General features: G+C 48.7%; 11 protein-coding genes. 6 read left to right on the top strand and 5 right to left on the bottom strand.

Annotated elements, in window-relative coordinates; translation table 11 throughout:
• Positions 1–3 precede the first annotated feature (3 nt).
• Both FSB75_RS11090 and FSB75_RS11085 read left to right on the top strand, forming a co-directional pair.
• On the top strand, positions 4–5,052 hold the full coding sequence (locus FSB75_RS11090; RefSeq protein WP_146787072.1) for a PAS domain-containing protein: 5,049 nt from the start codon (positions 4–6) through the stop codon (positions 5,050–5,052).
• A 226-nt stretch (positions 5,053–5,278) separates the two neighbouring features.
• A complete protein-coding gene (locus FSB75_RS11085) occupies positions 5,279–5,599 on the top strand; it encodes a hypothetical protein (protein ID WP_146787069.1) in 321 nt (106 codons plus the stop codon).
• A 95-nt stretch (positions 5,600–5,694) separates the two neighbouring features.
• On the opposite strand, the gene thpR is transcribed toward FSB75_RS11085, so the two are convergent.
• Complete coding sequence (gene thpR, locus FSB75_RS11080) at positions 5,695–6,264, bottom strand: RNA 2',3'-cyclic phosphodiesterase (RefSeq protein WP_146787066.1); 570 nt, start codon at positions 6,262–6,264, stop codon at positions 5,695–5,697.
• Between the two features lie 91 nt (positions 6,265–6,355).
• Entirely contained in the window at positions 6,356–7,150 is a 795-nt protein-coding gene (locus FSB75_RS11075) for a hypothetical protein (RefSeq protein ID WP_146787063.1), read from the bottom strand.
• A 177-nt stretch (positions 7,151–7,327) separates the two neighbouring features.
• On the opposite strand from FSB75_RS11075, the gene gatC reads away from it, so the two are divergent.
• The 4 genes from gatC to FSB75_RS11055 all read left to right on the top strand — a co-directional run bounded on the left by gatC (position 7,328) and on the right by FSB75_RS11055 (position 9,762).
• A complete protein-coding gene (gene gatC / locus FSB75_RS11070; protein WP_146787060.1) occupies positions 7,328–7,627 on the top strand; it encodes an Asp-tRNA(Asn)/Glu-tRNA(Gln) amidotransferase subunit GatC in 300 nt (99 codons plus the stop codon).
• Positions 7,627–8,310 carry an ABC transporter ATP-binding protein gene (locus FSB75_RS11065; protein ID WP_317130379.1) on the top strand — a complete coding sequence of 228 codons (684 nt, stop codon included), beginning with the start codon at positions 7,627–7,629 and terminating at the stop codon, positions 8,308–8,310. Before gatC ends, FSB75_RS11065 begins: the two co-directional genes overlap by 1 nt.
• A gap of 196 nt (positions 8,311–8,506) precedes the next feature.
• Positions 8,507–9,073: a cob(I)yrinic acid a,c-diamide adenosyltransferase gene (locus FSB75_RS11060; protein ID WP_146787054.1), complete on the top strand. Its 567-nt coding sequence runs from the start codon at positions 8,507–8,509 to the stop codon at positions 9,071–9,073.
• Between the two features lie 80 nt (positions 9,074–9,153).
• Complete coding sequence (locus tag FSB75_RS11055) at positions 9,154–9,762, top strand: DUF922 domain-containing protein (protein ID WP_146787051.1); 609 nt, start codon at positions 9,154–9,156, stop codon at positions 9,760–9,762.
• Between the two features lie 5 nt (positions 9,763–9,767).
• Here the strand turns inward: FSB75_RS11055 and FSB75_RS11050 are convergent, their stop codons facing one another.
• The 3 genes from FSB75_RS11050 to FSB75_RS11040 all read right to left on the bottom strand — a co-directional run bounded on the left by FSB75_RS11050 (position 9,768) and on the right by FSB75_RS11040 (position 12,904).
• The gene (locus FSB75_RS11050) at positions 9,768–10,784 is read right to left on the bottom strand and encodes a metal-dependent hydrolase (RefSeq protein ID WP_146787049.1); all 1,017 of its coding nucleotides are present in this window, start codon (positions 10,782–10,784) and stop codon (positions 9,768–9,770) included.
• Positions 10,785–10,863: 79 nt separating this feature from the next.
• Entirely contained in the window at positions 10,864–11,808 is a 945-nt protein-coding gene (locus tag FSB75_RS11045) for an NAD(P)H-dependent flavin oxidoreductase (protein WP_146787047.1), read from the bottom strand.
• A gap of 103 nt (positions 11,809–11,911) precedes the next feature.
• On the bottom strand, positions 11,912–12,904 hold the full coding sequence (locus tag FSB75_RS11040) for a sugar phosphate nucleotidyltransferase (protein WP_146787045.1): 993 nt from the start codon (positions 12,902–12,904) through the stop codon (positions 11,912–11,914).
• Positions 12,905–12,936: the final 32 nt, after the last annotated feature.

Genomic DNA, 12,936 nt, shown 5'->3' with positions numbered 1-12,936 from the left:
CCTGTGGAGAGAAGTGTCACCTTGTGTCTTCGTTCATCTCAACTTATACTTAACGGTGCATGGGATTGGGAAATGGAAAGCGCCGCTGTTTATTGCAGCGACGTGATGTCCTTTCCCGAAACCTTTGAAGGCACCAAGGGCATTGTTCATCCCGATGACCTGCAAAAGCTAAGCGGCGCACTTCAACTGCTGGCCGATGGCCGGTTGCCGAACCTTGACTTTCGCCTCATTACTACCTGGGGCGAAGTAAAAGCACTGAGCGGGGAAAACGTTTCGCTGGAAAAATCATTGCCAACAGAAGCGGATCAAAGGGAACGTTGGGAAGGCCCGCTGCAACAACTGGCATCGCTTAAAGAAGCTGAGGCCCTAAAGCAACGAACCGATCTTGCAGATGCGGCCGAAATAGCTCACCGCATTGGTTCCTGGGCCGTGAACAAAAGCACCGGCGAAGTCTGGTATTCCGACGGCGTGTACCGCATTCACAACCTGCCGCCGCAAAGCCTCAACGCACACGCCAATACCTTTCTCGTCTTTTTGCATCCCGATGACCGTGCAACGGTAGCCGATGCCCTGGAAGCTGCCTATGCCCAGGAGGTGCCGGTGCATTTGGAATACCGCATTGTTATAGCCGGTGGCGAGGTGCGCACCGTGCGGTTAATCACGCATTGGTCGTACACCAAACAAGGCCAACCGCTTTTTAGCGGCGTGCTTCGCGACCTGAGCGAAGAGCGGCAGGCCGCCGCCGAAGCCCAGACGGCGGCGCAAACCGCAAAATTCCATCAGCAGGTGATGAAGTTTTCGGAACATTACTGGAGCGCCGGTTACTGGTTTGTCAACCTCGTTACACGCAAGGCGGTTTATTCCGACAACTACTACCGCATTTACGGCCTGAAGCAGCAACAATTGCCCGGCTATAACGCCTTCCTGAACCTTGTGCATCCCGACGACCGGTACCGCATACAAGACCTCATTAACCGCATGTACAGCGAGCACCGGTTGCCCGAAGCCGAGTTTCGCATCATTCGTCCCGACGGCAAACAACGGCATCTGAAACAAAGCGGTAAAGTTTTTGTCAGTGGCAACGATTTAATCATGATTGGCGCGGTACACGACGTTACCGTGCAACGCGGACTCGAAAAAAAGGTCGCCGAACTGCACGACAAGGCTGCGTTGCAAGACCTGGTTCAATCCGTTACCGAGAACCTTACCGAAACCGGCTTTATTACCTGGCATCCCGAAGGCTACGTTCAGTGGAGCCCAGGTTTGTACCGGGTACTCGGGTACAAGGCCAATTCGATAGAAGCCTTGCCGGGACTTCTGCACCGGCAAATTCACCCGGATGATTTGAATGCGTTTAAAGATGCGGAAACACTCGTTACCAACGGCCAGCCGCACGAAGGGCTTCGGTTCCGCATTTTAAACAGGGGCGGCATCCGGCAATTGTCCATCTCCTTTCACCGCATTGCCAGTGGTGGCCGCGAGATGGTGGTTGGCGTGGTGCAGGATTTTACCAGGCAAGCTGCCCTGCACCAAAAGCTTACCGACACTACGCGGTTTGGCGAAACGCTGAGTGCTGCCATCAGCGATGCGGTACTGCTTACCGATAAAGAAAACACCGTGCTGGCCTGGAACCGCGTCGCCACAGAAAAAACCGGCATCAAGGCTGAGGAGGCTCTTTACAGCAATCTCTTTGATTTGTTTCCGGCGCTGAACGAGGAAGCCTATTTAAAGCAGTTGCAAACCGTGATGCTGGGCAGCGAAGTTCACCAACTGAAAGCCCGCAACCTTTACCTAAAAAAGCCGCATCATTATTACCTGATTCCGCTGCGAGACGAGAGCGGCGAAACAACCCGGGTGCTGCACGTGGTGCAGGACGTTTCCCGCGAATTGGATCTGCAACAGCAATTAAGCGAACGCCTTGCCTTTATTGAAAGCCTGGTGGAATCTTCGGTGGACCGCATTGTGGTGCTGGACAAGCACATGAATTATGTGTACTGGAACAAGAGAGCCGAAGAATACTACGCCACCGGCAAAAGCCGCGTGATTGGCCGCAACATCCTCGAAATTTTCCCGGGTTTGCGCAACGATCCAAACTACAACGAGTTTCGCAAAGTGTTGCGGGGCGAAACCGTTTACCTGCCGCCGTTGCGAAACGCGGAAAGCAACGAATATTTTGAAACCTATCTTGTTCCGGTAAAAGACGAACACCAGGAAGTAGCGGCCATCCTATGGATTGTGCACGACCTGAGCAAAGAATTCCAATTGCAGGAAGTGCAACGCAAAGCACAGGAGCAATTGGCCGAAGAACACCGCCGGTTAAAGGACGCACAAACCATTGGTCGTGTAGGAAGTTTTGAATGGAACGCGGCAACAAACAGCATTCACTGGAGCGATGAAATGTACCGCATTCACGGACTGGAACCGCAAAGTGAAACCCTTACACTTGAAAAAGTGTTGTCCTTTATCCATCCCGACGACGTGGAAACTTCTTTAGAAACGTTGCGGCAGAGCCGGAAAGAACCCGGTTTAGTAAGTATGACACACCGCATCATCAGGGCCGGCGGTGAAGTGCGGACGATTAGCCGTACCCTGCAATCGTTTGCCGGTGAAGATGGACAGGTTACCTTTTTAAGCGGAACGGTTCAGGACATTACAGAACAAAAATTAGCGGAGCAACAGATCAAGGAGCAGTCGAATTACATTACACGCATTACCGACACCGTTCCGGACATGATTAGCGTAATTGAACTGGCAACCGGTAAAACGACCTTTCTCAACGCAGACGTTTTTGCAGCCAATGGCTTTGACGCTGAACGGATGAACGCAAGAAGCATGGAGGAAAGGAAGGAAATTATCTACCCCGACGACCGCCCGGTTCTTGCAAGTTATTTCCGTTCCCTAGCCTCTGCTTCCGATGACGACATGGCCGTTGCCGAGTATCGTTCAAAAACCGACAGCGGTGAATGGCGATGGTTTTCGGTAAGGGGCAAAGTGTTTCAACGAAACGAAGAAGGCGCGGTTACACACGTATTAAACGTAATTGAAAACATTACCCGGCGAAAGAAAGCCGAAGAAGAACTCATTCGCATTAAAGACGCCCTGACCCAAAAGGCAGCGGACAAATTTCTCGTCCTCTTCAACTCCATTGACGAAGGCTTTTATCAATGCGAAGTCATTTTTGACGAAGCCGGCAGGCCGGTTGATATTTTATACCTGGAAGAAAACCCGGCCGCCGTTCGCATCATTGGGCAAAGCTTTGTTGGCAAAACCCTGAAACAGATAAATACCGGCTACGAAAAGAAGTGGTTTGAAACCTGGGGTTCCGTAGTCCTCACCGGCGAAAGCAAGCGGATGGAGCAATATTCCAAACCGGATCAAAAATGGTTTGATTTCTACATCACGAAAATCGGCGACAAGGACAGCCGACAGGTAGCGGTCATTTTTCAAGACGTTACCGAACAAAAAAATGCAGCAAAAGCGTTGCGGCAAAGCGAAGAAAGGCTTCGTCATTTTAATGCGTCGCTGGAGCAGCAGGTGGCCGAACGCACAACGGAAATTGAGAAGAACCGGATTCTTTTAAAGCAAGCCGAGAACATTGCAATCATCGGAAGCTGGGAATACGAAATTCCTTTGGGCCGCTTTAGCTGGAGCGACGGCATGTACAGCATCTTTGATGAGCCAAAAGGCGCACTCGTTCAGCCGGAAATTTACCTGGAGCGTTCGTTGGAAGAAGACCGGGCCGCAGCGAAACGCATTGTTAAGCAGTTGCGCAAACTTCACCAGCCCTTTGAAGAAACCTTGCGGATAAACCGGAACGACGGCTTTCGGTTGCTGAAGGTAAAGGCAACCGTCGTTTGTGACGAAGAAGGCAAACCGCAAAAAATAATCGGCGTTGACAAAGACATCACCGGCATCCATAATGCCGAAGAAAAACTGGCGCAAAGCCAGTACTGGCTGGAGCAAACTACCAAGGCTACACCCGATGCCATTACCGTTTATGACCTCGAAAAAAAGGAACCGCTGTACCTGAACGATTGCCTTGCGCAATGGACCGGCGTGCCTGCGGACAAACTCGTGAGCATGGGCATTGAAGGACGATTGCAATTGATTCACCCCGACGACCGGTTGCCGCTGCTGCATTTCAACGAAAAAATTGCCGCGGCAAATGACGGCAAGGTACTGTTGATGGAATACCGCGTTCTATCCAAAGACGAAGGCATTCGCTGGCTCCGGAACCGGGCCAAGGTTTTTCAACGCGGCAAGAACGGCAAGGTCACACACATTCTCAGCATACTGCAAGACGTTACCGAAGAAAAAGAGGCCGGGGCAAAGTTGAAAGAGCTGAACGAATCGCTGGAAGCAAAAAACAAAGACCTCGAAAACAAGAACGAGGAGATTACGTCCTTTGCTTTTGTGGCTTCGCACGATTTGAAAGAACCGCTGCGCAAGATTCATACGTTTAGCGATTGGCTGCTGACAAAAGAGGAAGGCATTTCGGAAGACGGCAAAGAAAATTTACGCCGTCTCATCAACTCGGTAAAGCGACTGGGCGTTCTTGTTGACGACATTGTTGCTTTAACCAAAGTACACGTTCGCGATGAAGGATTAGAGGACGTTGATTTAAACACCGTGTTGCAAACAGCAATGTCCGAGATGCAGGACGTGATCGTGAATTCCGGCGCCGAGATTGTTGCCGGTGAATTGCCGGTAATCAAGGGAGTCGAAAATCATTTGCTCTACCTGTTTAAAAATCTTCTTGGCAACGCCATTAAATTTCAGCCGCCCGGCAACAAACCCGTCGTTCGCATACAGGCAAGCCGGGATGATAAATACACCAGGCTTTCGTTTGCCGACAACGGCATCGGCTTTGCGCCGGAGCACCGCAAAAAAATCTTCCAAATGTTTCGCCGCCTGCACGGCCGGCAGGAATACGACGGCACGGGAATGGGCCTTGCCATCTGCAAAAAAATTATGGAAAAACACGGCGGGAACATCACGGCCGAAAGCGAGAAAGGCAAAGGCGCAACCTTTGTTTGTACGTTTCCTGCCTGATTCTTCACACAAAAAAACAGATGCCTTTTATTGCAGCGGTTTGCGCGGTGTGTGTATAAGCATCGCAGGCTTTACGGCCCTTTGGCTATACCAGGCAAGAATCTTTTCTTGTAGAAAAGATGTATCAATTGCCGGCCTCTTGTTGGCTTTGTCAAAGAAGAAAAGATTGGCTGCAAACTTGAAGCATGAACGGTGGCAATTTAATCTTCAATAAAAATTTTTGTCTATGCGAAAACTTCTTTTCTTGAGCGGATTGGCTTTGTGGATTTTTAGTTGCAACGGCAAAGACAACGGATCGGGACAAAGCCCGGCTACGGATACAACGGTGAACGTGACCAACTCAACGCCGAACAACGCAACCGGCACCGGCGCCAGCAACATGGGCGGCGATACGGGTACGATTAACGGAACTCCGAACAATCAAACAATGACCAACAGCGGCGCAACCGGTGGCAACAACATGAACAGCAGCGGCACAACCACAACGAACAGAGCCGATACATCAATGAACCACGGTGGGCAGAAAAAAAGTTCTCAACGCCAATAAGGCAATTGTGCGGCGCTTGTTAAAAAGGCTTCGGCGCTTGTTCAAACCGAACGGCGCTGAAGCCTTTCTTTATTTGCTGCAATTTGCGTAGGTCCTTACACGGTCTTTCCTGCATTTTGCTCCAGGTCTGTTTTAAAGTTTGCCGTGAAGATTACATCCCAGGTGCGGCCATTGTGTTTTAGCAAAGAAATACTGGTTGCCGCGAAGCTTTCTTCAAAGCTTTTGTTTTGAAACTGCGGCCATGCCCCAGCAAAAGCCGCTTTGTGCAAGTCGCGGGTAGCGATGGTAATGTGCGGATGAAAAGGCCGGGCTTCTTTTTTTATTTTGTAATCGCTGCGCTGAAAGACGTCATCGGTTTTCTTTTTCAATTCATTCAACGCCTTGTTTTCCTTCGTGGCAACGAACAGGGTTCGCGGCTTAAACGCAGCGAAATTATTCGTCCACACGGTGAACGGTACAACGGCCGATGCAATCGTTTTCAAATTGTTTTTCAACTGGCTTTCGTTTTCCGCATTCATCCAAAACGGCGGTACAAGCGTAACGTGCGCCGGCGACTTCAAGCCTACTTTGCAGCCGTAGTTTTCCTTCATCCATTTTTTGTGCTGAAGAATTTTTTCATCCAGGTGCTTCGGTAAAACCACCGCCACGAAGTACATGCTTTCCATGCCGCAAAGCTAAAAGCAGTAAAGATGGAGGAGTCAAAATTCAAGATCCGAAATTCAAGATGCCAACCGGTCAACGTGTCAACTAATCAACTTACTTGTTGTGAATGTTCAAGCCATCGCTGTCTTTTTGCAGCGTGAAGTCTTTCTTGTCGGATAAATATTCGTTGTATTTTTTTACCGCGTCGGCCGGTAATTTTTTGCCGTTCACGGTTAGCTCGCCGCTTCTGTATTCTACCTTGTAGCTCGCGTCTTTGTTCAGGTAGCCGTCTTTGTTTAAGGCGTTCACCAAATTTTTATACGAGGTTAATTCCTGCCTTGCTTTTTCGATGTTCTTCTTTGCTTCCCGCATGGACTTTTCAATCTCGGGACGCATGTCTTCCAATTCTTTTTTCATTTTCGAAAAGTCAATCTCCTTTACTTTTTCCAATTGGGCTTTCATCTTTTCGGTGTCAATTTTCGCAACGGCTTCTTCTGCTTGCTGCCTTATTTTTTCGGCGTTTATTTCCTTCAGTTCTTTCTGCATATTGACCATGTCCTTTTGCATCTCAAGGTTCATTTTCTGCGCATCAAGTTCCTTCATGGCGCGGGCCAGGTATTCCTTCATTTTCGTTTTGTCCATCTCAAGATGCTTCATGGCTTCGCGCATTTCGCGTTCCATTTTCTCGCCGTCAATTTGGCGCAGGGCTTTTTGCATGTCGGCTTCGCCTTTGTCAAGTTCTATCAAGGCCTCATCAAGATTTCGAACTTGTTTCTCTTTTTGCGGAACGGTGTCGTTGCCGTTCTTTCTGGCTGTGCCGGCATTCGTTTGCGCAAAGGATACCGTCAATACCAGGGCGCTAATGATTACCAGGAGCGGAACTGTCTTCCATAAAAAAGTTCTTTTCATAATTCTTCGATTAAGGTTCAAGCCAAATCTACGATGCGTTTCGTAAATGCTGGCTACCGTTCATCAAGTTTTGGATGGCGGATGACAGATGATGGATGACGGTTAAGCGCATAAATTCACTTCTTATTGCTGTCATCTGTCATCCATCATCTGTCATTTCTCCTCTATATTTGACCCATGCAGGTAGATGACGCACTGATTGATAAATTATCCCGCCTGGCCATGCTTGATTTTGATGGGGCCGAACGCGAAGAGCTAAAAGCCGATCTCCAAAAAATGATTGGCTTTGTGGACAAGCTCAAAGAGCTTGACACAACCGGCATTGAACCGCTGTTGCACATAACCAGCGCCGTAAACGTGTTGCGTGAAGACGAGCCGAAGAACATGCTCACCAAAGAAGAAGCCTTGCAAAACGCACCGCTGCACAACGGGGATTTCTTTCTCGTGCCCAAAGTGATTAAAAAGGACGATGCCTGATGGAAGCGGTGATTCGGCTAAACGATGTGCGAAAGAATTATTATCTCGGCAAAGCGGTGGTTGAAGTGCTCAAGGGCATTTCGCTTTCTATTAATAAGGCTGAATTTGTGGCGCTGATGGGACCATCCGGATCGGGCAAAAGCACGCTGATGAACATTATCGGCTGCCTTGATACACCGACAAGCGGCGACTATTTTTTAAGCAATCAACCGGTGGCCCGTATGAACGACGATGCGCTTGCCGACGTGCGCAACAAAGAAATTGGTTTCGTGTTTCAGCAATTTAATTTGCTGCCGCGTTTAACCGCTTTGGAGAATGTGGCCCTGCCTTTGGTTTACGCCGGCGTTGGCAAAAAAGAACGAACCGAAAGAGCAAAAGAAGTTTTGGAGCGGGTAAGTCTTGGTGACAGAAGCCATCACCGGCCGAACGAATTGAGTGGCGGCCAAAATCAACGCGTAGCCATTGCTCGTGCTTTAATCAACAACCCTTCCATCATCCTGGCGGATGAACCGACGGGCAATCTCGATTCAAAAACGTCGGCCGAAATCATGAAGGTGTTTGAACAAATACACGCCGCCGGTAACACCCTGGTTTTGGTCACCCACGAAGAAGAGATTGCGGCACACGCCAAGCGCATCGTTCGCTTGAAAGATGGCATTGTTGAAAACCCCCTGTCCCCCTAAAGGGGAGACTTAGGTGGAAGAAACTTTATTTGACGTCATCAGTTCTTTAGAATAAAATTGATGGTAAGAAGTTGGAAAGGCTATCAATGATTGAAACAAAATTTCAAAACAAAAATGTCAACCTTGTTTTTAAGAAAGATTAAAAAAGAAAAGCAAGATTGACCTAAGTCTCCCCTTTAGGGGGACAGGGGGGATTATGGCATTTAAGATTTACACAAAAACAGGCGACAAAGGTGCAACCTCTTTAATCGGCGGCACCAAGGTTCCGAAGAATGACATTCGCATTGAAACCTACGGCACGGTGGACGAACTGAACTCGTGGATTGGTTACATCAACGATTTGTTTAAGGACGATGAATTCAAAACCGAATTGAAAGAGATACAAGACCGCTTGTTCACCATTGGTTCTTCGCTGGCCACCGATGCGGAGAAGGAACCGAAGCTGAAGCTGCCCGACCTGCACCAAAGCGATATTGTTTTTTTAGAAAACCGCATTGATGGAATGACCGCGGGCCTTCCGCCGATGAAATCCTTTATTCTGCCCGGCGGACACGCTACTGTTTCTTCCATTCACATTGTTCGCTGCGTGTGTCGCCGTGCCGAGCGGCTTTGCGTGAACATGCAACAGCACGAGCTCTTTGTGGACGAAAAAATCATTCAATACCTCAACCGCCTGAGCGATTACCTTTTTACCCTGGCCCGTTACGCGGCGCAAAAGCTGGGCGCCGAAGAAATACCCTGGAAGCCCCGGTTAAACTCCTGAAACCTGCCGCTGACCGACGATTGCGAAGCTTTCATAAGTCGTTAAGAAATTTTTATTTTCCGATTTCGTTACTTAGAAATATGAAACGCTTCCACCTGTTACCCTTACTTCTGTTGACTGCGAACTTCTCCGGCACGCCGGCTCCGGCCAAGCCGCAGTTGCCCGTACCCGTTACCGTTACCGTACCCGAAAAAATTTTACCCGGCGGCGAAGATGAGAACGAAGTCATTCCCTGGCAGCCCGAACGAAAACTTGGGTGGGAGGATTTTCTCTGCGCCCCGCAAAAGCAGGGCGATGCCGTTGCTTCTACAAGTACCTCGCTTGGTATTTCGTACCAGGTAAAAGACGGCGACTTGACCTTCCACATCTCCTGCCATTTTTCCAAGAAGAAATCCTGGGGTTTGTTAAGGACCGATTACATACTGGCGCACGAGCAGGTGCACTTCGACATTACCGAGCTTCATGCCCGCAAGCTATATGAAGCTTTGTCGAACTATCAATTCAATCCCGAGACATTTAAAAAAGACATTGCCGCCATTTATGAGCAAATTGTAAAAGAGAAGGAAGACATGCAGGAAGCTTACGACGGCGAAACGGATCACAGCCGCCGCAAGAGCATTCAATACGAGTGGTTTGACAAGGTGGATAAAATGCTGGCGCAAACCGCGGCGTATGCGGCTTATCCGTAAGAACCTCACCGGGAAGTGGCCGCACCAAACATCCTTCTGAAAAAAGCGTTCAGGCTTTCCTTGGTCCAGTGTTCAAACCTTCCTCTTTGCACCACCAAATCATTCTGCGCGGGAAAGTTCAGGTAGTAGTGAAAACAGAAACGGTCTGTCGGATTGTACCAGCCTACTTCTTGTCCAAAGCGCAAAACGTTCAGCACCGTTGTATCGCCCCAGCGTTCAAACGTGTAATAGCCTTGCGCAAAATCTTTTAATGAGTGAAGGTCTTTTTGATTGCCGACGGTATCGGTCAGCGTTTCATTCCGCGGAAAGAAGGTAAACCTCATCGTGTCTTTGTCAAAGACCGAACGGTAGGCCGTGTAATAGCCGTTCTTTTCTTTTGCTGCCACAAACCAAAGCAGGGAATTAAACGGTGACGGCGTGGTAAAAAAATCCGTTGATTTGTTTTGGGCGGAAAGGTTTCGTTGAACAGCATTGTCAACAATGATTTTGTTAACGATGGCGATGCACAAATAAATGGCCGAAACAAAAATGCCCGTGCGAATCCACATCACTCTTCGCTTGTGCGATTTGTGCAAAAAGAGAAGGAATAAAAAAGATATAAACGGTGCGATGGAGAAAAGCGGATCGGCAACGTACAACACGTTAAACGTAAACCGGTGACGGCTGAACGGCATCAACAAGCCAACACCGTACGCATTAAACGTATCAATGAAAAGATGAACAAAAATGTTCACGGCAAAAAGCAGCAACACGTTCTTTAGCGGCAGCGGCGTTTTGTGAATCACGTTCTTCACCAGCCAGGTGAGAAAAAGAACGGCAACCACACCAAACAAAATTGAATGCGTAATTCCGCGATGCGCCACAACGTTATCCGCCCCGTGCAAAAAAAAGCCGAGTACGAAATCTACATCGGGTACGCTTTGCGCCAATGCACCGTAAAACATAGACCGTTTGTGCAGCTGCCTGCCCGCAACGGCTTCGCCAATACAAGCGCCAAGAACGATATGGGTAATGGAATCCAAAGCGGGAGTTTGTGCAACAAAATTGAAGGCATTGCTTCACATAAAAAAGCCTTGTTCAACACAATGAAGCAACCATCAATTATTGGTTCAGCGGACGTTGAAGCGCTTCGGAAAATTCTTTCCAAATGTTAGCGACGATTTTGCCTGCGGGTAAAATGTCTTTCACCAAAGCGCTTACTTGCCCAATCTCTAATTCGCCTTCGTCAAGATTGCCTTCGTACATGCCTTGTTTTGCTCTTGCTCTTCCTAAAATTTTTTTGAGTTCGATTTCATCTGCGCCACGAGCTTCGGCTTCTTGTATTTGCTGAAAAAAATTGTTTTTTAAAAGCCGCACGGGTGTCAGTTTTTTCATCGTCAGTTGCGTGTCGCCTTCAACAGAATCAATGATTGCTTGTTTGAATGAGAGATGCGAAGAAGCTTCTTCGCTGGCAACGAAGCGTGTGCCGATTTGTACGCCTTGTGCGCCAAGAATCATGGCCGCAAGCATCTGTCTTCCCGTGGCAATACCGCCTGCGGCAATGACGGGGATGTTCACAGCTTTTGCAACAGCCGGAATTAAAACAAACGTCGTTGTTTCTTCCCGCCCGTTGTGTCCACCGGCTTCAAAGCCTTCGGCAACAACGGCGTCGCAACCGGCTTCCTGCGCCTTAAGTGCAAACTTGCTGCTGCTTACGACGTGTACAACGGTAATGCCTTGTTGCTTAAAATGCTGTGTCCATGTTTTGGGGTTACCGGCAGATGTGAAAACAATTTTCACGCCTTCTTCAATAATGATTTCAATGTGCTTGTCTAAATCAGGATAAAGAAGCGGAAGATTTACGGCAAACGGTTTTGTTGTTGCGGCTTTGCATTTCTGAATGTGTTCACGCAGTGTTTCGGGGTACATGCTGCCGGCGCCGATGATGCCCAAACCGCCTGCGTTGCTTACGGCACTGGCAAGTTTCCATCCGCTTGCCCAAATCATGCCGGCCTGGATGATGGGATAGTTTGTGGAGAAAAGTTTTGTAATCGAGTTAGAGAACATCGCGTAAAAATAGTTGATCGGTTGACTGGTTGATCAGTTGAGTAGTTGATCGGTTGATTAGAAGTCATCAACCAAGTAACCAGTCAACCGATCAACCAATCAACTATCCCAAATCAATATCCGTATTGTCCCCGATGTTCAAGGTTCTTGATTCGCCGCGGATGACGGTGTCGCTGCCGATGAGCGAATCATCCAGCACAATGTCGTGCAGGTTGGAAAAAGAGCCGATGATGGAATTTTTAATGATGGAAAAATCTATGTTGGTGTTTTCGCCGATGGTGGCGTTTGGACCAATAATGGAATTCTTGATAGAACAACCTTTGCCGATGCTCACGGGCTGAATAAAAACCGTGTTCTCGTAAGCCGGTGAAGGCTCGGCTCTGGCGCCAAACTTTTTCAGCAAGGTCGCATTGGTTTCTAACAACGTATTTGGCTTGCCGCAATCAAACCAGCTATCCACCTTAAATGCTTTGAACTCGGCGCCTTTTTTAATCATGCAATCCAAAGCGTCCGTGATGCTGTATTCGCCGTGCGTTTTAATGCCGGCGGCCATGTTGGCTTCAAGGCATTCGAAAAGCATCGCGGTTTCTTTGATCTTGTAAATGCCTACCAGCGCCATGTTGCTTTTGGGCATGTGCGGTTTCTCCACCACGTGCGAAACTTCGGTATTGTTGCAAATCTCCGCCACACCAAAGGTGCGGGGGTCGTCCACTTTTTTTACGCCAATCACGCTGGTTTCGCTTTCAATTACCGCTTTCACGTTGTAATCGGCAATGGTATCGCCCAGCACAATCAACAACTCGTCGCCGTTCACCACGTCTTTCGCCAGTTCAATGGCGTGACCAATGCCCTGCCGGTCGTTCTGAAAAAGGAAATGCGCTTTGATGTCGGGGTAGAGTTCGCGAACGTAGTCCTGGATTTTTTCACCGAGGTAACCAACAATAAAGACAAACTCGGTAAGACCGCCTTCTTTTAACTGGTCCACAATGATGCTGAGCACCGTTTTGCCGGCCAGCGGGATTAAGGCTTTGGGTTGTGTATATGTATGCGGACGAAGCTTTGTGCCCACGCCCGCCACGGGAATAATTGCTTTCATGTAAAACTGTTTCGATGAACCGGAACGCCACC

It is taken from the genome of Flavisolibacter ginsenosidimutans (assembly GCF_007970805.1).
Classification (GTDB): Bacteria; Bacteroidota; Bacteroidia; order Chitinophagales; family Chitinophagaceae; genus Flavisolibacter; species Flavisolibacter ginsenosidimutans.
Note: the sequence above shows the minus strand (reverse complement) of the source record. Positions and strands in the feature narration are given on the sequence as shown.

What these genes read in the sequence shown, in the direction of transcription:
- FSB75_RS11085 (WP_146787069.1), top strand. Translation starts at nt 5,279, where the DNA reads ATGCGAAAACTTCTTTTCTTGAGCGGATTGGCTTTGTGGATTTTTAGT.
- thpR (WP_146787066.1), bottom strand. Translation starts at nt 6,264, where the DNA reads ATGGAAAGCATGTACTTCGTGGCGGTGGTTTTACCGAAGCACCTGGAT.
- FSB75_RS11075 (WP_146787063.1), bottom strand. Translation starts at nt 7,150, where the DNA reads ATGAAAAGAACTTTTTTATGGAAGACAGTTCCGCTCCTGGTAATCATT.
- gatC (WP_146787060.1), top strand. Translation starts at nt 7,328, where the DNA reads ATGCAGGTAGATGACGCACTGATTGATAAATTATCCCGCCTGGCCATG.
- FSB75_RS11065 (WP_317130379.1), top strand. Translation starts at nt 7,627, where the DNA reads ATGGAAGCGGTGATTCGGCTAAACGATGTGCGAAAGAATTATTATCTC.
- FSB75_RS11060 (WP_146787054.1), top strand. Translation starts at nt 8,507, where the DNA reads ATGGCATTTAAGATTTACACAAAAACAGGCGACAAAGGTGCAACCTCT.
- FSB75_RS11055 (WP_146787051.1), top strand. Translation starts at nt 9,154, where the DNA reads ATGAAACGCTTCCACCTGTTACCCTTACTTCTGTTGACTGCGAACTTC.
- FSB75_RS11045 (WP_146787047.1), bottom strand. Translation starts at nt 11,808, where the DNA reads ATGTTCTCTAACTCGATTACAAAACTTTTCTCCACAAACTATCCCATC.
- FSB75_RS11040 (WP_146787045.1), bottom strand. Translation starts at nt 12,904, where the DNA reads ATGAAAGCAATTATTCCCGTGGCGGGCGTGGGCACAAAGCTTCGTCCG.